The 18,185-nt window shown below is 70.5% G+C and carries 17 protein-coding genes; 8 read left to right on the top strand and 9 right to left on the bottom strand.

The window, feature by feature from the left end; translation table 11 throughout:
- Positions 1-63: 63 nt before the first annotated feature.
- Together H5J31_RS21450 and H5J31_RS21445 are read right to left on the bottom strand one after the other, a co-directional pair.
- Positions 64-1,089: an LLM class F420-dependent oxidoreductase gene (locus tag H5J31_RS21450; RefSeq protein WP_181774406.1), complete on the bottom strand. Its 1,026-nt coding sequence runs from the start codon at positions 1,087-1,089 to the stop codon at positions 64-66.
- A gap of 12 nt (positions 1,090-1,101) precedes the next feature.
- A complete protein-coding gene (locus H5J31_RS21445; protein WP_181774405.1) occupies positions 1,102-2,025 on the bottom strand; it encodes an oxygenase MpaB family protein in 924 nt (307 codons plus the stop codon).
- 90 nt (positions 2,026-2,115) lie between these two features.
- Here H5J31_RS21445 and H5J31_RS21440 point away from each other — a divergent pair, with 90 nt between their 5' ends.
- Positions 2,116-2,709: a TetR/AcrR family transcriptional regulator gene (locus tag H5J31_RS21440; RefSeq protein ID WP_181774404.1), complete on the top strand. Its 594-nt coding sequence runs from the start codon at positions 2,116-2,118 to the stop codon at positions 2,707-2,709.
- Here the strand turns inward: H5J31_RS21440 and dmpG are convergent.
- Both dmpG and H5J31_RS21430 read right to left on the bottom strand, forming a co-directional pair.
- Positions 2,700-3,728 (bottom strand): 4-hydroxy-2-oxovalerate aldolase, encoded by a 1,029-nt coding sequence (gene dmpG / locus H5J31_RS21435; RefSeq protein ID WP_181774408.1) that lies wholly within the window; start codon positions 3,726-3,728, stop codon positions 2,700-2,702. The two genes, H5J31_RS21440 and dmpG, sit on opposite strands and share 10 nt — an antisense overlap.
- A gap of 11 nt (positions 3,729-3,739) precedes the next feature.
- The gene (locus tag H5J31_RS21430; protein WP_181774403.1) at positions 3,740-4,642 is read right to left on the bottom strand and encodes an acetaldehyde dehydrogenase (acetylating); all 903 of its coding nucleotides are present in this window, start codon (positions 4,640-4,642) and stop codon (positions 3,740-3,742) included.
- Positions 4,643-4,683: 41 nt separating this feature from the next.
- Here H5J31_RS21430 and H5J31_RS21425 point away from each other — a divergent pair, with 41 nt between their 5' ends.
- The 4 genes from H5J31_RS21425 (at position 4,684) to H5J31_RS21410 (ending at position 8,826) form a co-directional block, all read left to right on the top strand.
- Positions 4,684-5,451 (top strand): IclR family transcriptional regulator, encoded by a 768-nt coding sequence (locus H5J31_RS21425; protein ID WP_181774402.1) that lies wholly within the window; start codon positions 4,684-4,686, stop codon positions 5,449-5,451.
- An 89-nt stretch (positions 5,452-5,540) separates the two neighbouring features.
- A complete protein-coding gene (locus H5J31_RS21420; RefSeq protein ID WP_181774401.1) occupies positions 5,541-7,376 on the top strand; it encodes an ArnT family glycosyltransferase in 1,836 nt (611 codons plus the stop codon).
- 24 nt (positions 7,377-7,400) lie between these two features.
- Positions 7,401-8,234: a DUF4397 domain-containing protein gene (locus tag H5J31_RS21415; RefSeq protein WP_181774400.1), complete on the top strand. Its 834-nt coding sequence runs from the start codon at positions 7,401-7,403 to the stop codon at positions 8,232-8,234.
- Entirely contained in the window at positions 8,224-8,826 is a 603-nt protein-coding gene (locus tag H5J31_RS21410; protein ID WP_181774399.1) for a class F sortase, read from the top strand. The genes H5J31_RS21415 and H5J31_RS21410 overlap by 11 nt, the downstream gene beginning before the upstream one ends.
- 369 nt (positions 8,827-9,195) lie before the next feature.
- Here the strand turns inward: H5J31_RS21410 and H5J31_RS21405 are convergent, their stop codons facing one another.
- From H5J31_RS21405 to H5J31_RS21395, 3 genes are all read right to left on the bottom strand, one after another.
- Positions 9,196-10,299, bottom strand: a complete 1,104-nt coding sequence (locus H5J31_RS21405) for an LLM class flavin-dependent oxidoreductase (RefSeq protein WP_181774398.1) — start codon at positions 10,297-10,299, stop codon at positions 9,196-9,198.
- 65 nt (positions 10,300-10,364) lie between these two features.
- Positions 10,365-11,075, bottom strand: a complete 711-nt coding sequence (locus H5J31_RS21400; RefSeq protein ID WP_181774397.1) for an MBL fold metallo-hydrolase — start codon at positions 11,073-11,075, stop codon at positions 10,365-10,367.
- Positions 11,076-11,092: 17 nt separating this feature from the next.
- Positions 11,093-11,617 carry a DinB family protein gene (locus H5J31_RS21395; protein ID WP_181774396.1) on the bottom strand — a complete coding sequence of 175 codons (525 nt, stop codon included), beginning with the start codon at positions 11,615-11,617 and terminating at the stop codon, positions 11,093-11,095.
- A gap of 35 nt (positions 11,618-11,652) precedes the next feature.
- Between H5J31_RS21395 and H5J31_RS21390 the strand changes: the two genes are divergently transcribed.
- Positions 11,653-12,504 (top strand): DMT family transporter, encoded by an 852-nt coding sequence (locus tag H5J31_RS21390; protein WP_181774395.1) that lies wholly within the window; start codon positions 11,653-11,655, stop codon positions 12,502-12,504.
- Here the strand turns inward: H5J31_RS21390 and H5J31_RS21385 are convergent.
- Positions 12,485-13,522: a FecCD family ABC transporter permease gene (locus H5J31_RS21385; RefSeq protein ID WP_181774394.1), complete on the bottom strand. Its 1,038-nt coding sequence runs from the start codon at positions 13,520-13,522 to the stop codon at positions 12,485-12,487. The genes H5J31_RS21390 and H5J31_RS21385 overlap by 20 nt on opposite strands.
- Before the next feature lie 23 nt (positions 13,523-13,545).
- Positions 13,546-14,589 carry a FecCD family ABC transporter permease gene (locus H5J31_RS21380; RefSeq protein WP_181774393.1) on the bottom strand — a complete coding sequence of 348 codons (1,044 nt, stop codon included), beginning with the start codon at positions 14,587-14,589 and terminating at the stop codon, positions 13,546-13,548.
- Between the two features lie 105 nt (positions 14,590-14,694).
- Here H5J31_RS21380 and H5J31_RS21375 point away from each other — a divergent pair, with 105 nt between their 5' ends.
- Positions 14,695-16,380 carry an ABC transporter ATP-binding protein gene (locus tag H5J31_RS21375; RefSeq protein WP_181774392.1) on the top strand — a complete coding sequence of 562 codons (1,686 nt, stop codon included), beginning with the start codon at positions 14,695-14,697 and terminating at the stop codon, positions 16,378-16,380.
- The gene (locus H5J31_RS21370; RefSeq protein ID WP_181774391.1) at positions 16,377-18,134 is read left to right on the top strand and encodes an ABC transporter ATP-binding protein; all 1,758 of its coding nucleotides are present in this window, start codon (positions 16,377-16,379) and stop codon (positions 18,132-18,134) included. The genes H5J31_RS21375 and H5J31_RS21370 overlap by 4 nt, the downstream gene beginning before the upstream one ends.
- Positions 18,135-18,185: the final 51 nt, after the last annotated feature.

Genomic DNA, 18,185 nt, shown 5'->3' with positions numbered 1-18,185 from the left:
GCGAGCCACTCTTGACGCCCCGCGCGGGCGGGATGGCCGGGCATGGCGCAAGAACCGGTTGCACTACGAAAGGGTCGCAGCGACCTTCGCGAGCGTCGCCGCGTCACCCCGCAGAAGCAACGTCGTCACGACGGTCTCCTCCCAGGCGGCGAGTTCGTCGCGGATCTTCGCCGCGGGTCCGATCAGGGAGGTGTCCTCGACCAGCGACGTCGGGATAGCCGCGGTCGCCTCGTCCTTCCGGCCGGCCAGGTACAGCTCCTGGACCTTGTCGGCGACGTCCTCGTACCCCATCCGGGCGAAGACGTCGTGGTGGAAGTTGACCGATTTCGCGCCCATGCCGCCGATGTAGAGCGCGAGCGACGGTTTGATCCAGCTCGCGGCCTCCTCGACGTCGTCGTGGACGAGCACCGGGACGGATGCGGCGACCTCGAAGTCGTCGAAACCGTGCCGGGCACCGGGCCGCGAGAAGCCCTCCTGAAGCGCGGCGCGGTAGAAGCCGTCGCTCTTGGGCGAGAAGAACAACGGGAGCCAGCCGTCGCAGATCTCCGCCGACAGCGCCACGTTCTTCGGGCCCTCGGCGGCGAGGAAGATCGGGATCTCCTGGCGGAACGGGTGCACAGTGGACTTGAGCGCCTTCCCGAGCCCGGTCCCGCCCTGCAGCGGCAGCTGGAAGTGCTGCCCGTCGTGCGTCACCGGTGCCTCGCGGGCGACGACCTTCCGCACGATGTCGACGTACTCGCGGGTTCTGGCCAGCGGACGCGGATACGGCTGCCCGTACCAGCCCTCGACCACCTGTGGCCCGGACGCGCCGAGTCCGAGCACGAACCGGCCACCGGACAGGTGGTCCAGGGTCAGCGCGTGCATCGCGGTCGCGGTCGGGGTACGCGCCGACATCTGCACGATGTTGGTGCCCAGCTTGATCCGACTGGTCGACGCGCCCCACCAGGCGAGCGGGGTGAACGCGTCGGAACCGTAGCCCTCGGCCGTCCACACGGAGTCGAAGCCGAGTTCTTCGGCTTTCACCACCGCGTCCAGCGCGCCCTCTGGCGGACCGGAGGACCAGTAACCGAGGTGGTAACCAAGCTTCATCGAGGCTCCTCGTCAGACGTTAGGTGAGTAGTGCTCGGGTTTGCCCCGCTCCGAAAGCGGCGGAAGGTTCCTCGCGGGAGTCTCGACCAACGGGGCGTCCGGGGCCAGTTCGCCACGCTCGCGACGCCAGCCCGCGCGGGCGCGCGGGTGGTACCGGCGGTCTCGCGGGACCAGTTTGAACACCGCGTTGATCAGCTTCCCGGCACGCCGGTGCCGCCGCTCGTCACGGTCGGTCCAGGTGTAGCCGAGGCGTTCGCGGATCGGCGGGTCGTACAGGCCGACGGTCAGCCAGACGAAGTTCTTCGCCACCTGCCCGCGGACAAGGTTCCACGCGAAATCCGGTAGCCACGGCAGGAAATGCGGCTTCGCGATGTCCTTGATCTCGAGGACGTCGCGGGTCGCCTTGTTGTCCTCCAGGACGTCCTCGCACATGCGCTTCCAGTACAACTGGAAGTCCTCCCAGGACTCCGGCACCGGCCGCATGCTCATGCCGTACATCTCGTACCACTGGACGTGCTCGTCGAACAGCTTCCGTTTCTCGGCCTCGCCGATGCCGCCGACGAAGTTGTCCGCGATGAGGATCGCGCTCATGAAGAACGTCGAGTGCGCCCAATAGAACGTGTCCGGGTTGAGCGCGTGGTACCGCCGCCCGTGTTTGTCGATGCCTTTGATCCGATCGTGGTAGCCGCGCACCTCCAGGGCGGTCTGCTGGGCGCGCGGACCGTCGTAGATCACTCCCCCGATCGGGTACAGCGAGCGGAACAGCCGCTGCCAGCGCTCCTCGAAGAACCGTGAGTGCTCCTCGACGCCCGCGCCCAGTTCAGGGTGCATGTTCTGCATGGAGCCGGCCCAGAGGGCGATCAGCAGTCCACGCCAGTCGCCGAAGTACCTCCAGGTCAGCGAATCCGGTCCCAGCGGACGCGGCCGTGTCGTCATCCCCGGTCTCCTCAGTGAGCTGGTTAAATTGACCACAACTGTTGTCAGGTTAAGGTTGACAACAGCCGTAGTCAACATGAGGAGCCGATCATGGCCGGCCGCAGCTGGGCAGGCACCACCCTGGACGACCGCAAGGCCGCGCGGCGGGGACAACTCGTCGACGCGGGCCTCGACCTGCTCGGCACCCAGGGCAGCGCCGGTGTGAGCGTCCGCGCGGTCTGCCGCCACGCCAAGCTCACCGAGCGGTACTTCTACGAGAGCTTCACCGACCGCGAGGAACTCGTCGTCGCCGTCTACGAGCACATCGCCGGACAAGCGCGGCAGACCCTGGTCGACGCGGTCAGCGACACGCCCGACCCCGCCGACCGGGCGAAGGCCGCCGTCCGGTCCTTCGTCGAGTTGATGGTCGACGACCCGCGCAAGGGCCGCGTCCTCCTGCTCGCGCCGATCACCGACCCCGCGCTGACCACGCGCGGCGTCGCGCTGCTGCCCTCGTTCGCCGAACTGGTCAGCGGCCAGCTGTCCCACGGCGACGCCGCCGACCGGCAGATGACCTCGATCGGGCTGGTCGGCGCGTTGAGCAACGTGTTCATCGCCTACCTCGACGGCTCGCTCAAGGTGAGCCGCGAGCGCCTGATCGACCATTGCGTCCACCTCGTGCTCGGCGCCGACCGTCAGCCCTGACCCCGTTCGGCCACCAGCTGCAGGGCGATGTCGATGATCATGTCCTCCTGGCCGCCCACGTATTTGGCGGCGCCGACGCGGTAGAGGATCTCGTGAGCGGGGACGCCGTACCGCTCGGCCGCGCGTTCGGCGTGCAGCAGGAAACTCGAATACACGCCCGCGAACCCCTGCACGATCGACGACCGGTCCATCACCGGAAGCCGCGTGATGTACGGCTTCACGACGTTCTCCGCCGCCTCCATCAGCACGTCCTTGTCCACGCCGGTCCGGATTCCGAGCCGTTCGAACGTCGCCGCGAGAACCTCGGTCGGCGAATTGCCCGCACCGGCCCCGAGCGCGACGAGCGAACCGTCGATCTGCCGGGCGCCCGCGCGGTAGGCGAGCACGGAGTTCGCGACGCCGAAGCTCAGGTTCTGGTGCCCGTGGTAGCCGACCTGCGCCTGGCCGTCGAATTCCGCGACCAGCGCGGCGACCCGTTCGCCCGCGTCCTCCAGGATCAGCGCCCCGGCGGAATCGACGACGTACACGCACTGACAACCGGCGTCGACCATGATCCGGCCCTGCTTAGCCAGCTCCTCGGGCGCCGACATATGCGACAGCATCAGGAAACCGACCGTTTCCAGGCCGAGATCCCGCGCTGCGCCGAAATGCTGCACCGACACGTCGGCCTCGGTGCAGTGGGTCGCGATCCGGACCGCGCCCGCGCCGAGGTCGGCCGCCACCCGGAGGTCGCCGACCGTGCCGAGTCCAGGCAGGAGCAGGACCGCGATCTTCGCGTGCCGCGCCTCGTCGACCGCCGCGGCGATCAGTTTCCGCTCGTCCACCAGCGAGAAGCCGTAGTTGAACGTCGAGCCGCCGAGTCCGTCGCCGTGGCTGACCTCGATCAGCGAGACGCCGGCGTCGTCCAGCGCGCGGACCGTGTCGCGCACGTTCTTCTCGGTGAACTGGTGCGCCATCGCGTGGCTGCCGTCGCGCAGGCTCGTGTCGACGAGCCGGACCTCGCGATCGGCACCGTCCATGCCATCCCACTTCACGCCGCCACCTCCTGCGTGGCCAGAAGCTCGCCGACGCGGGCCGCGGCGGCCGTCATGATGTCGAGGTTCCCGGCGTATTTCGGCAGGAAGTCCCCGTTGCCGGCGACTTCGAGGAACACCGCGACCCGCGCCTGCCCGTTCCAGCCCGGCCTCGGCGGGTCGTACTGCGGATCCGCCTTGAGCGTGTACCCCGGCACGTAACCCTGGACGGTCTCGACCATCCGGTGGATAGACCCGGTCACCGCGTCGAAGTCCGCGTCCGGGTCGATCGCGCAGAACACCGTGTCACGCATGATCATCGGCGGTTCGACCGGGTTGATGATGATGATCGCCTTACCGCGGCTCGCTCCCCCGACGAGTTCGATCCCGCGCGCCGTGGTCGCGGTGAACTCGTCGATGTTGGCCCGCGTCCCGGGACCGGCCGAACGCGACGAGACCGACGCGACGATCTCGGCGTAGGGCACCGGCGTCACCCGGGACACCGCGTGCACGATCGGGATCGTGGCCTGGCCGCCGCAGGTGATGAGGTTGACGTTGGGCACGTCCAGCCGTTCGGGCAGGCCGACGGCGGGGCAGGTGAACGGGCCGACCGCGGCCGGGGTCAGGTCGATCGCACGGATCCCGGCGGTGGCGTAGCGCGGCGCGTTCGCCAGATGCGCCTTCGCCGAGGTGGCCTCGAAGACCAGGTCCGGCAGCTCGTCGCGGGACAACAGCCAGTCGACGCCCTCCGCCGAGGTCTCCAGGCCCAGTTCGGCGGCCTTCGCCAGCCCGTCCGAGGCCGGGTCGACGCCAACCATGTACCGCACCTCGACGTGTTCGCTGCGCCTCAGCTTCGCGAGCAGGTCGGTTCCGATGTTCCCGGGACCGACGATCGCGGCCACCGCTTTCCGTTGCGCCATGTCAGGTGACGCTCCCCGAGCGGATAGGGCACACTCAACCCATGCGTGCCGCTGGGCGGAACGACGACCCGGAACGAACCGGAGCGGACGGCCTCGTCGCCGCCCGGGTCACCGCGCTGCTCTCGGCCTTCCGGCCCGGCGACGAAGCGCTCGGCGTTTCCGAGCTCGCGCGGCGGACCGGACTGGCGAAGTCGACCGTCCACCGCCTCACCGGTCATCTCGTCGCGACCGGACTGCTCGAACGCGAAGGCGCGGCGCTGCGGCTCGGACTGAAGCTGTTCGAGATAGGCCAACTGGCGGTACGGCGCCGTGGACTGGTCGAAGCGGCGCGCCCGTATCTCGCCGATCTTCGCGAGGCGACCCGGAACACGGTGCACCTCGCGGTCCTGGAAGGCACCGAGGTCGTCTATCTCGACATCCTGCGCGGCCCCGACGCGCCGTCGTTGCCGTCCCGGATCGGCGGCCGTTTTCCCGCGCACGCCACCGGGGTCGGCAAGGCGATTCTCGCGTTTTCTCCGGAATCGGTGGTGACACAGGTGATCGACGCCGGATTGCCCCGCGTGAGCGTCCGGACGATCACCGTCGCCGGATTGTTGCGCCGCCAGCTCGCGAAGGTCCGCAGCGACGGAATCGCGCTCGAAAGAGAGGAATCCGGCGTCGGCGTCGTCTGCGCCGCGAGCCCGCTGCTCGACGCGAAAGGTGTTGCCGTGGCGGCGTTGTCGATCTCCGGCTGGGCGAATCGCATGCACACCAACCGCGTCGCGCCGGCGGTCCGGACAGCGGCTTTGGCACTTTCCCGCACTTTGTAAGAAAATCTCCGCGCTGACAATGTTTTCGCGCCCGGATGGACCAGCCGCGAACCCTTACCGCGACGCATTTCCGGGGCTACGCTTCGCGAATGGCCCAGCACCGGGGGGACGCGCCACCGGGTCACGTCCCCGCGACCACCAGCGGCCGTCGCCGGACAGCGGCGGCCGCCCGCCGGCTGCTGTCCGTCGACGTCGTGCTCACCCTCCTCGTGGTGACGGGCGGCGTGCGCGTGCTCTATCTGGCCTCTCCGACGCCGTCCCCGGCCTCCGAACCGGCGACCGTCGCACACGTCTTCGCCTTGAGTCACCTCGCTTCTTTCACCGACACCGGCGACACCGGGACGTCGCCGTTCGGATGGCTGCAACTGGCCGGGTACGCGCTCGTCTCCCGGGCGTTCGACCGGAACACCGTCCCGGTCACGGCGGTCCGCGAGACGATGGTGCTCACGGCCGTGCTGTGCGCGGTCCTGCTGTGGGTGCTGGCGCGGCGGCTGGGCCTGCCGTTCTGGGCGGCGACGACGGCCGTCGTGCTGATGGCGGTCTCGCCACTGGCGATCGGACTGCAGCGAGTGGCGATCGTCGAGCACCTCGCCGTCACCTGGGTGCTGGCCGCACTCGTCCTGGTCGCCACTCCCCGTGAGCGAGCGAAGCCGTGGCACGACGTCCTGGCCGCGTCGTGCCTTCTCGCGGCCGTCCTCACCTCCCCCTTCGCTCTGCTGGCACTGCCCGCGGCGGGCTGGCTGCTCGTCCGGCGACGAGAGGCGTCGCGCGTCGCGTTCACGGCCGTGGTGTTCACGCTCGGCCTCGGAGTCGCGTTCGGCCCGGCCGCCTCGGCATTGCGCCCGGACCTGCCCGAGCTGGGACCGCCGGGCATCGCCATCTGGGTCGCGCTGGATCCAGTGCTCGTCGTGCTGTCGATGGTCGCGATCGTCGCCGGGATGGTCCTGCCCCGAACCCGGCCGCTCGCCGTGTCCGCGCTGCTCATCGCCGCGGTCCTCGCCTGGCCCGCGGTCCCCGTCGAACTCCCGCTCGCCCTTCTGCTCCCCCTGACGCCGCTGCTCGTCGCCGAAGTCGCGGCCACGATCGCGGCGAGCAGACCGCAGGCCGGGCACCGGCTGGTCCCGCTGCGCCACCCCGTGTCCGCCATCGTGCTGGCCACGATCCTCGTCCTCGTCTCCGTGGCGGGCTGGGTGCACGGTTACGGCAGGCTGAGGCCGGATCCGTCCGGCGGGCTCGCGCTCACGCAGGCCAGGGAATGGTTACGGGACAACGCTTCCGGCGCCGTGGTCCTGGTCGACGACGCGAGCTGGACCGAACTCGCGGCCGGCGGCTGGCCGACCGGATCCCTGGTCCCCCTCGGCACCTGTTCGGCGGTCTGCGCGACTCCGGAATGGGCCGTGCTGACCGCGTCCGGGCAGCGTGACCGGCCGCGTTTCCCCGCCGCGTCGGCGTTCCTCTCGGGCACCGCCAAGGTCGCCGTCTTCGGCTCCGGGCCGGACACCGTCACCGTTTCCCGCTTCGGTGAACCCTCCGACCTGCCCGGCGCGGGCGACGAAACAGGGGCACGCACCCGCGCCGGCGCCGCACTGGCGTCCTCGAAGCGGGTCCAATGCGACGGCCCGACCCGGGACGCGCTGACGTCGGGCACCGTCGACCCCCGCTTGATCGCCACCGTCGCCGCACTCGCCACGCTCGGCCCCGTCCGCCTGGTCGATTTTCCTTCCATACCAGGCGAAGTCGCCGCAGGTCAGCCACTGCGACGTCTGGTCGTCTCGGGTGGCGACGAAGCGTCGATCGCCGAGTTCTACACCGGGCAGCGCGCCACCTTCGAACCCGCGTCCGTCACCCGCGTACCGGGCGGAGTGCTCGTGACGTACCCGTTGTTCCCGCCGCCCGGCCTGCTCACGCCGTTCTCCGCACCCTGATCCCCGGCAAGAAAGGTCCTCGCCATGCGACCCCTCACCGTTCCGCTGAGACCCGCCGGCGTGCTCGCGGCCGCTTTGCTGCTGCTCGGCGGTGTACCCCTCACGGCGCACGCCGCCCCCGGCCCCGGCGTCGGCTGGATCCGCGTCGGGCATCTCTCCCCCAAGGTCCCGCCGGTCGACGTCTACTTCGCCGCCTTCGGCAAGGCCGAGAAGGTCGTCGTCCGCAAAGCGGGCTACGGCGCGGTGACGCCGTACTCCTCGGTGACCCCCGGCGCGTACACGGTCTCGATGCGTCCCGCCGACGCCGCCGCGTCGTCGCCTCCCGCGCTGAGCGCGACGATCGAGATCAAGGAAGCGAGCGCGTACTCCCTGCTGGTGTTCGCGAACGGCCCCGGCGGTGGACTGCAGGGCGACCTGGTCCAGGACGATCTGACCGCGCCCGCGGCGGGCAACGGACGGGTACGTATCGTCCAGGGGTCGGCGGCGCTGGCGCCGGTGAGCGTGAACGGTCCCGACGGGAAAGCCGTGGCGAACGAAGCCGCGTACGGCGTCACGACGCCCTACACCGACCTCCCCGAAGGCCGTTGGCCGCTCAAGCTGACCTCCGGCGCGACATCGTCCGAGTCCACAGTGGACGTCAAGGCCGGTTCGACGACCAGTCTGCTGGTGACCGAGAACGGTACCGCTCTCAAGACCGATGCCATCGCCGACGGCGCCTCCTTGCCGGATCCGCCGAAACTCGGCGTCGAGACCGGCGGCGGTGGGACGGCTTCGGAACCTGTTCCGTGGTGGCCCTTCGCCGCACTGGCCGGGCTCGCCGTCCTCCTGATGCGACGGCGTCCCGCGTATGACCGCTGAGCGATCCCGGCGCGGCGCGTTCGTCCTTTTCGGACTCGTCGTCCTCACGGCGTGCGCGCCGGCCCCGGCGGCGGACCTGCCGGCGCCCACCGGGCCCACCGCACCGAGCGTGTCCGGCCCGCTCCCCCTGCCCGCCGAGGCGGAGGTGTCACCTGCCCGGCTGACGATCCCGGCGATCGGGTTCGATCAGTCCGGGCTCATCCCGCTCGCCCTCGGCGCGGCGGGCGAACTCCAAGCGCCCGAACGGTTTTCCGACGTCGGCTGGTACCGGGACGGCCCGGTGCCGGGCGATCCCGGGCCCGCCGTCATCGCCGCGCACGTCGACTCGCGCACCGGTCCGGCGCCCTTCTTCCGGCTGCGCGACCTGCGGGCCGGTGACGAGATCCGCGTCGCGCGGTCCGATGGTCGTGAAGGCGTGTTCTGGGTGGATTCCGTCCAGCGTTACCCGAAGGACGACTTCCCGACCCAGGCCGTCTACGGGCCCACGCCGGGAAGCGCGCTCCGGTTGATCACCTGTGGTGGCAGTTTCGACGCGGCGAAACGGTCCTATCGGGACAACGTCGTCGTCTACGCGTCCCAGCGCTGGGGTTGAGCGTGGAGTCCGGCGGATCAACTCCGCTGGGCCCGCAGGTGGTGTTGCGAAAGCCACTTTCGCAACGTTGAAGGTTGCGAAAGTGGCTTTCGCAACACCCTCTCCTCAGCGCCCCTACCGGGTTGAGGGGTCGTGAATAGCGATTCGGGTTATTGCGGAGAAGGCCGAACGTGTCGTCTTCGCGGGCGGATTTGGTGGTGAAGTCGAAGGCTCTCGTCGCAGTTTCACGGAAAGGACGACAGCGACCCCGCTTTCGCAGGTGTTCCTGGGGCTCGTTCATGAAGGAATCAGGACGCTCGATGTCCCGATTCCTTCATGAACGCCACCCGCGGCCCCCGCGCCGACCACGCGACGTTCGGCTCACCCTCACTACGCGAGAAGTCCCCGGCGGATCAACTCCGGCCGGACGCCTTCGCCGAACCAGTACGCCTCCTCCAGGTGCGGATAGCCGGAGAGGACGAACTCCTCGATGCCGTGCGCGTGGTATTCCTCGATGAGGTCGGCGACCTCGCTGTGGCTGCCGACGAGCGCCGTGCCCGCTCCCCCGCGCACCAGCCCGATGCCCGCCCAGAGGTTCGGGTGGATCTCCAGACCGCGGACTCCGCCGTCGGTCTTGCCGCCGTGCAGCGCGGCCATCCGCTGCTGGCCGACGGATTCGCTGGCGGACAACTGTTTCTGGGTATGGGCGATCCGGGCGGGATCGATCGCGTCCAGCAGTTTGCCCGCCTCGGCCCACGCTTCCGCGGCCGTGTCGCGCGACAACGTGTGCAGCCGGATGCCGAACCGGAGCTTCCGGCCCTGTTCCTCGGCGAGTTCCCGGACCTTGGCGATTTTCTCCGCGACCTGCGCGGGCGGTTCACCCCAGGTCAGGTAGACGTCGGCGTGCCGAGCCGCGATCGGAAGCGCCGCCGCGGACGAACCGCCGAAGTAGATCGGCGGCACCGGATCCGGCGCCGCCCGGGTGGTCGCGCCCTCGACCTTGAGATGCTCGCCGTCGTAGTCGAAGGGCCTGCCGCTCCACACCCCGCGCACGATCTCGAGGAACTCGCCTGTCCGGGCGTAACGCCGGTCATGGTCGTGCCAGTCGCCGAATCGCCGCTGCTCGACCGCGTCCCCGCCGGTGACGACGTTGAGCAGCACGCGCCCCTGCGAGATCCGCTGGAAGGTCCCGGCCATCTGCGCGGCCAGCGTCGGCGAGACCGTGCCCGGCCGGAACGCGACGAGAAACTTGAGCGTTCTCGTCTCCCGGATCAGCGCCGCCGTCGTCAGCCACGCGTCCTCGCACCAGGTCCCGGTGGGCGTCAGGACACCCTCGAAGCCGTTGCTTTCAGCGGCGCGGGCGACCTGCGCGAGATAGTCGAGACTCGGCTCGCGCGCGGCCGTCGCCCCGGCGGCGCGACTGGCGTGGAAGTGCTCCACGATCGTCCGGCCGTCGCCGGTGGTGGGCAGGAACCAATGCAGCTTGACCGTCACGCTCCCGAGCTTCGGCTCGCGGGACCGACCGGGTCAATCGGCGGGCGTTCCGTCCCGCCATGTGGTCACCCGTCGAACATCAGCCGCCATTCGTCCAGCGACTTCGGCTGGAACACGAAGTTCGTGTCCTTCACGCGCGAAAGGTTCGCCGACGGTTCGGCCGAGTACTGGTGCCCCGGGTAGACGACCGGGTCGCCGTCGAGGCCCGCCAGCCATTGCAGGCTCCGGTAGATGGCTTCCACGTCACCGCCGGGGAAATCGGTGCGGCCGCAGCCTTCGAGGAACAGCGTGTCGCCGGAGACGAGCCGCCCGTCGACGAGGAAGCACTGGCTGCCCGGCGTGTGCCCGGGCGTGTGCAGCAACCGGATCGGGATCGCGCCGACTTCGAGGACCTCGTCGTGTTCGTGCGAGCGCAGATCGGTTTCGGAGACGCCGGTGATCCGGCGGACCCACTCGGCCTCCGCGCCGTTGACGTGGATCGGTACCTGGACGCGCTCCAGCAGTTCCGCGATCCCGGGCAGTGAGAAGCCCATCATCTCGCCGCCGACGTGGTCGGGGTGGTGGTGTGTGGCGAGGACGCCGGTCAGCCGCATGCCGTCGGCTTCCAGCAGGTCGAGAAGATCGCCCACGGCGTACGCCGGATCGACGATGACGGCCTCGTTCGTCTCCCGGTCGCCGATCAGGTAGGCGAAGTTGACCATCTGCGTCGCGACCGGATCCCCCACCGCGAAGTCACGGCCCGCGAGCAACTGCCGGAAGTAAAGCCTTTCCACCATGCGCACACCCTACGGTGCTATTCCCCCACGGTGCCGTCGGCCAGCTCTCGCAGGATGTCCAGGTGCCCGGTGTGCCGCGCGGTCTCCTGCAGGACGTGCGCGAGCACCCACCGCACGGTGAACTTCCCCGAACGCCGTGCCCGGTCGTCCGGCGAGATCCCGGCCAGCGAAGACTCCGAGTGCGCCCATTCGGCGCGGTAGGCCTCGACGACCGAGCGTGGGTCGTCTTCCTCGGTCAGGTCCCAGCTCGGATCCGGCGAGCCTTCCCACAGCGACGGCAGATCCGCGCCGCCCGCCTCGATCGACAGCCACCAGCGTTCCACCGCGGTCAGATGTTTGAGCACGCCCAGCGCGCTCATCCGCGGTGACGCCGTCAGCGGGGTCGCCGCGGCCTGCTCGCGGGTCAGCCCGGCGACCTTGTTCACCGCGGTGGCCCGGAGGAAGCGCAGGAAGTCCCATCCGATCCCGGCTTCGTCCTCGGCGATCCCGTCCGGCCAGACGCGTTCCACCGGCTCGGCGGAACTCGAACTCGTGTTCGACATGGCGAAGACCCTACACACCGCTAGGCTGGCGATCCATGTGGTGGGGATTGATCTGCGCGTTCTTCGCGGCCTGTGCGTACGGCGTCGCTTCGGTGATGCAAGCGATCGCCGCGAAGGCGACCGCCGGTGCCGAAGACCGCGTCGATCCCCAGCTCCTCGTGCGGGTGCTGCGGCAGTGGAAGTTCGTCGCGGGGCTCGCGCTGGACGTCGTGGGCTTCGTCGCCCAGGTCGCCGCGCTGCGTGTCCTGCCGCTGTTCGTCGTCCAGGCTGCGCTGGCCGGAAGCCTCGCGGTGACGGCGGTCGCGGCGAGGGCGCTCGGTGTCCGCCTGGGACGTCGCGAGTGGACGGCGGTCGCGGTCGTCTGCGCCGGGCTCGCGCTGCTCGGGATGTCGGCGGAGAGCGAAGGTTCCTCGGCGACCGGGCTGGGCTTCCGGCTCGTGCTCGTCGGCACCGTGGTGGTGCTCGGCACCGCCGGGATGCTCGCCGGCCGCGCTTCCCGGCGGATCCGGACGCCGGCGCTCGGCTTGGTCGCCGGGCTGAGTTTCGGTGTGGTCGCGTTGTCCGGCCGGGTGCTTACCAGTCTGGCGCCGCTCGACCTGCTCACCGATCCGGCCACGTACACCCTCGCGGTGTCCGGCGCGATGGCGATGTTGTTCTACGCCACCGCACTCCAACGCGGCAGTGTCACCACCTCGACGGCGATGATGGTCATCGGTGAGACCGTGCTCCCCTCGCTGGTCGGCGTCGTCGTGCTCGGCGACACCACGCGACCCGGTTTCGCGGCCGTGGCGGCGGTCGGGTTCGTGCTGGCGGTCTCGGCGGCGCTGGCGCTGGCCCGCTTCGGCGAGCCGGCGCCGATCGAACCGGTCAGCGCGCCGCTCGGGTGAACCCGCCGCGTGAGATCAGCAGCCAGGCCAGGTAGAGACCGCCGATGGCGCCGGTCACGATGCCGACCGGCAGGCCCTCGAACAGCTGCTGGGTGATCAGATCGCTCAGCACCAGCAGGAACATGCCCATCAGCGCGGCCGCGGCGAGCCCGGGCCCCGAAGAGCGCGTGAGCCGTTTCGCCAGCTGCGGTGCGGCGAGTGCCAGGAAGGCGATCGGCCCGGCGGCCGCCGTCGCGATCGAGCAGAGCCCGACGCTCACGCCGAGCAGCACGATCCGGCTCCGCTCGACGGGCACGCCCAGGCCCTTGGCCGAATCGTCGCCCATTTCCAGCAGGGAAAGCCTTCTGCCGTAGACGAGCGCCGGCGGAAGCAGCACGGCGATGGCGATCGCGACCGGGACGACGTGCTCCCAGCCGCGTCCGTTGAGCCCGCCGACCAGCCAGGCCTGCGCGGCCAGCCCGTCCTGCCAGGCCGCCCTAGTGATCAGATAGGAGTTGAACGCGATCAGCATCGCGTTCACGCCGATCCCCACGAGGATCAACCGGAAGGCGTGCACCCCGCCCTTGTACGCGATCAGCCCGATCAGGGCCGCGGTCGCGATGCCGCCGACGAGCGCGCCGAACGAGACCTGGAGCATCCCGCCGTGCACGACGACGATCGTCAGCAGGGCACCGGCCGCCGCGCCCTCGGTGAAGCCGATGAAATCGGGGCTGCCCAAAGGGTTCGCCGAAAGACTCTGCAGGATCGCGCCGCTCACCGCGAGCGCGCCGCCGACCAGCAGCGCGGTCAGCAGGCGTGGGAGCCGCAGGGTGGTCACGATGAACTCGGTGCTCCGGTCGCCGAAGCCGAACAGCGTCTGGATGACCTCGCCGACGCTCAAGGGGTAGTCGCCGGTGGTCATGCTCACCGCGCCGAGGAAGAACACGGCGACGGCCAGCACCACGACGACGATCGTCGCCCGCGGGGTGACACGCAGGGACAGTCCGCCGCCGGGGGTGCGCAGGACGCGGGTGCTCATGGACGGGTGCTCCTTGGTCGCGGTCACAGCCGGGCCAGCTTCCTGCGGCGGCACAGCGCGATGAACACCGGCGCCCCGAGGAAGGCGACCACGATGCCCGCCTGCAGTTCTTCGGGCGGGTTCAGCACCCGGCCGACGACGTCGGCGGCGACCAGCACGATCGGCGCCAGCAGCACCGAATACGGCAGGACCCATCGCTGATCGGGGCCGACCAGCATGCGCGCGGCGTGCGGTACGGCGAGTCCGAGGAACAGGACCGGGCCGATGGCCGCGGTGCCCGCGCCGCACAACAGGGTCACCACGATCGCGCCCAGCACCCGGGTGCGGCCGACGTGGGCGCCGAGCGCCTTGCCGGTCTGGTCGCCGAGCGCGAGGACGTTGAGCGGCCGGGCCAGCAGCAGCGCGATGACCACGCCGACCGCCACGAACGGCGAGATCTGCCAGAACACGTCCCATTTGCGGCCGCTGAGCGAGCCGACGTTCCAGAACCGGAACTGGTTGAAGGTCTCGGGCATCAGCAGCAGCACCCCGACGATGTACGCCTGGAGCACGGCCATGACGGCCGAACCGGCGAGAACCAGCCGGTCCGGGGTGGCGCTGCGGCCCGCCGAGCCCAGGACGTACACCACCACCGACGCGATCGCCGCCCCGGCGAACGCGAACCAGATGTAGCCGAGCACCCCGGTGACCCCGACGAACGCGATACCCGAGACGACCGCGGCCGCGGCACCGGTGTTGACGCCGAGCAGGCCGGGGTCCGCGAGGGGGTTCCGGGTGAGCGCCTGCATCACCGCGCCTGCCAAGCCGAGGGCCGCGCCGACGACGACGCCCAGCAGCGTCCTGGGGATGCGGAGGTCGTGGATGATCACCGCGTCGGTCGAGCCGTCGTTGTGCCACAGCACCGACCAGGTCGAGGTGAACGGGATGCTCTTGGAGCCGACCCAGATGCTGAGCAGGAACACGAGCGCCAGCAGGCCCAGCGCGAGCAGCAGGCCACCGAGACGGAAGGTCCGCACGGCCGCGCTCGGCGGCGGCGCCACTTCGGGCTGGCGTTCGGTGACGACCACGGTTCCTCCTTGCAAAGTGAGGCGAGGCTAACCGAACGCCGGAGTTCACCTCGACGGGCTCCCTACTTAGACTAGCCTTACCTACCCCCAGGAACGGAGGCGCCGGTGTCCGCAACGGCCACCACCAGCCGGAGCGTGCTGCGCCAGGCGATTTCCGGTCAGCGCAAACACGTCACGATCGCGTCCGTGCTCGCCGCCTGCCATCAGGGCGGAGAGGCCCTCGTCCCGGTGATCATCGGCCTGGTGATCGATCAGGCGGTCGCCGGAGGCGCCGTGGGCTCCCTCGTCATCTGGCTCGCGGTGCTCGGCGTCGTCTTCGCGGGACTGTCCTACAGCTACCGCTTCGCCGCGCGCGCCGCCGAAGGAGCGTCGCTGCGGGCCGCGCACGAGATCCGGATAGCGATCAGCGAACGCGTCCTGCACCCCGGCGGTGGCGCCGAAACCGGGAAACTCGCCGGTGAACTGGTGAACATCGGCACCAGCGACGCGCAGCGCGTCGGCGTCGTGAACGCCGCCCTGCCGTTCGGGATCGCCGCGCTGGCCGGACTGCTGGTCAGCGCGGTCTCGCTGCTGACCATGTCCCTTCCCCTGGGGCTGCTCGTCCTCTTGGGGACGCCTCCCCTGCTGTATCTGGCGCATCTGATCGGCAAACCCTTGGAGCGGCGCAGTGAGGCGGAGCAGGAACGCTCCGCCCACGCGTCCGGCATCGCCGTGGACCTCGTCAAGGGTCTGCGGGTACTCAAGGGCATCGGCGCCGAGTCGACGGCGGTCGCCCGGTACCGGGGCACCAGTCAGAACTCGCTGCAGGCGACCTTGCGGGCCGCGCGGGCGAAGGCCTGGCACGACGGCTCCCTGCTGGCGCTGACCGGGATCTTCATCGCGGTCGTCGCCCTCGTCGGCGGACATCTGGCCGCTTCCGGCTCGATCTCGGTCGGCGACCTGGTCGCCGCCGTCGGTCTCGCCCAGTTCCTGCAGACACCCTTCCTGATCTTCGCGTGGGTCAACGGCGAGCTGGCACAGGGCCGCGCGTCGGCGGGCCGGGTCGCCGACCTGCTCTCGACCCCGGAGGCCGTCCGGGCGGGCGACGGTGAACTTCCCCTGCCCACCCAGGGGAGCATCCGGCTCAGCGAGGTCACCTACGGCAGCCTCCGCGGCGTCGATCTCCACGTGCCCGCGGGCGAACTGGTCGGGGTGGTCGCCGCCGATCCGGCGGCCGCGACCGACCTGCTCGACTGCCTCGGCCGAGTCGGTGATCCCACTTCGGGCGTGGTCCGGGTGGACGGCGTCGATCTGTCCACTGTGGATCCCCAGCGGGTGCGCGAGGTCGTCCTGGTCGCCGCGCACGACGCGGATCTCTTCGAAGGCACGCTCGCGGAGAACGTCCACTCCGAAGGTTCCGCGAACGGAGACGCGCTCGCGGCGTCCGCCGCCGACGAGGTCGCGGCCGCGCTGCCCGACGGTGTCGAAACCACTGTCACCGAACGCGGGCGTTCCCTCTCCGGCGGCCAGCGGCAGCGCGTCGCGCTCGCCCGCGCCTTGGCCGCCGAGGCACCGGTCCTGGTCGTCCACGACCCGACGACCGCCGTCGACACCGTGACCGAGGCGAAGATCGCCACCGGGCTCGCCCGGCAACGACGAGGACGGACAACGATCCTGGTGACCACGAGTCCCGCCCTGCTCGCCGTCACCGACCGCGTGGTCGTTCTCGAAGACGGCCGTGTCGCGGTCGAAGGCGACCACGCCGCACTCGTGCACGAGCGCGCCGGCTACCGCGCGGCGGTGCTGTCGTGAACCGTGAACTGCTGCCCACCGCCGACGGCAAGCGGATCCGCGCCGTCCTCGGCGAACTGATCCGTACCTCGAAGACGCGAGCCGCCGGCGCGCTGCTGATGCTCGTCGGCGCGACCGCGATCGGGTTGCTCACCGCCCGCCTGCTCGGCCACATCGTCGACCTCGTCAGCCAGAAGCGGCCGGCCGTCGAGCTCACCACTCCGGTGGTCGCCCTCGTGCTGGTCGCCGTCGCGCAGGCCGTCGCGACGGCGATCGGCGTCTCGCTGACGGCGCGCTTCGGCGAGACCCTGCTCGCGCAACTGCGCGAACGGTTCGTCGACCGCGCCCTGAACCTGCCGCTGGAGCAAATCGAGCGCGCGGGCTCGGGCGACCTGACGGCCCGTGTCACCAACGACGTCACCGTCGTCGCCCGTGCGGTCCGCGAAGCGCTGCCGGAACTCGGGCGTTCGGTGCTGACCATCGTGCTCACGTTCGGCGCGCTCGCCGTCCTCGACTGGCGGTTCCTGCTGGCCGCCCTGCTCGCGGTGCCGATCCAGCTGCACACCGTGCGGTGGTACATCCGCAACGCCGTCCCGCTGTACGCGAAGCAGCGGATCGCGACCGGTTCCCAGCAGCAGCAACTGCTCGACACGATCGGCGGCGCCAAGACCGTCCGCGCGTTCCGCCTCGCCGACGCGCATGTGGAACGGGTGCGGCAGCGGTCCGAAGGCGCGATGGAACTGATGTTGCGCGGGGTCCGCCTGATGACCCGGTTCTTCGCCCGCCTGAACCTCGCGGAGTTCATCGGCCTCTCCGCCGTGCTGGCGGCGGGTTTCCTGCTGGTGGACGCCGACGTGGTGACCATCGGTGCGGCGACGGCGGCGGCGCTGTACTTCCACAGCCTGTTCGGCCCGATCAACACCGCGCTGGCGCTGGTGGACGACGCGCAGGCGGCGACCGCGAGCCTCGCCCGGCTGATCGGCGTCGTCGATCTCCCCGCACCGCGGGAACCCGAGCGGCCGGGGAAACCGCTGGACGCTTCGGTGAAGACGGCGGGCGTCAGTCACTCCTATGTGGACGGACATCCGGTACTGCGCGACGTCGACTTGAGCCTCGCCCCGGGCGAACGGGTCGCGCTGGTCGGTGCGAGCGGAGCCGGCAAGACGACGCTCGCGAAACTCATCGCCGGGATCCACACGCCGGGCGCGGGCACGATCTCCGTCGGCGGTGTCCCCCTCGACGAACTCGGCCCGTCGACGACCCGGCAGGCCGTCGCGCTGATCAGCCAGGAGGTGCACGTCTTCGCCGGTCCGCTGGCGGACGACCTGCGGCTCGCCCGGCCCGGCGCGTCGGAGGACGACCTGCGCGCGGCGCTGGACAAGGTCGGTGCGCTCGGCTGGGCGGAGTCCTTGAGCGAAGGGCTCGCCACCGTGGTCGGCGAAGGCGGGCACCAGCTGACCGTCACGCAGTCCCAGCAGCTCGCACTCGCCCGGCTGGTCCTCGCGGATCCGCCGATCGCGATCCTCGACGAAGCGACGGCCGAAGCCGGCAGCGCGGGCGCGAAGACCCTCGAAGCCGCCGCGGCCTCCGCGCTCGAAGGCCGGACGGGGCTCGTCGTCGCACACAGGCTGACCCAGGCCGCGGCCTCGGACCGAGTCGTCGTGCTCGACGCCGGCGAGGTCGTCGAAAGCGGTACACACGACGAACTGGTGGCCGCCGGCGGTCGGTACGCGACGCTCTGGGCCGCCTGGGCGGACAACCGTTCACGCACGTGACCCTTGACGCAGCGTCGCCGGTTGCAATCACCCGGCTCGCGTCTTAGGTTA

Origin of the sequence: Amycolatopsis pittospori (assembly GCF_013870525.1) — a bacterium.
GTDB classification, from domain to species: Bacteria; Actinomycetota; Actinomycetes; order Mycobacteriales; family Pseudonocardiaceae; genus Amycolatopsis; species Amycolatopsis pittospori.
This window is presented reverse-complemented; position numbering and strand designations above follow the sequence as displayed.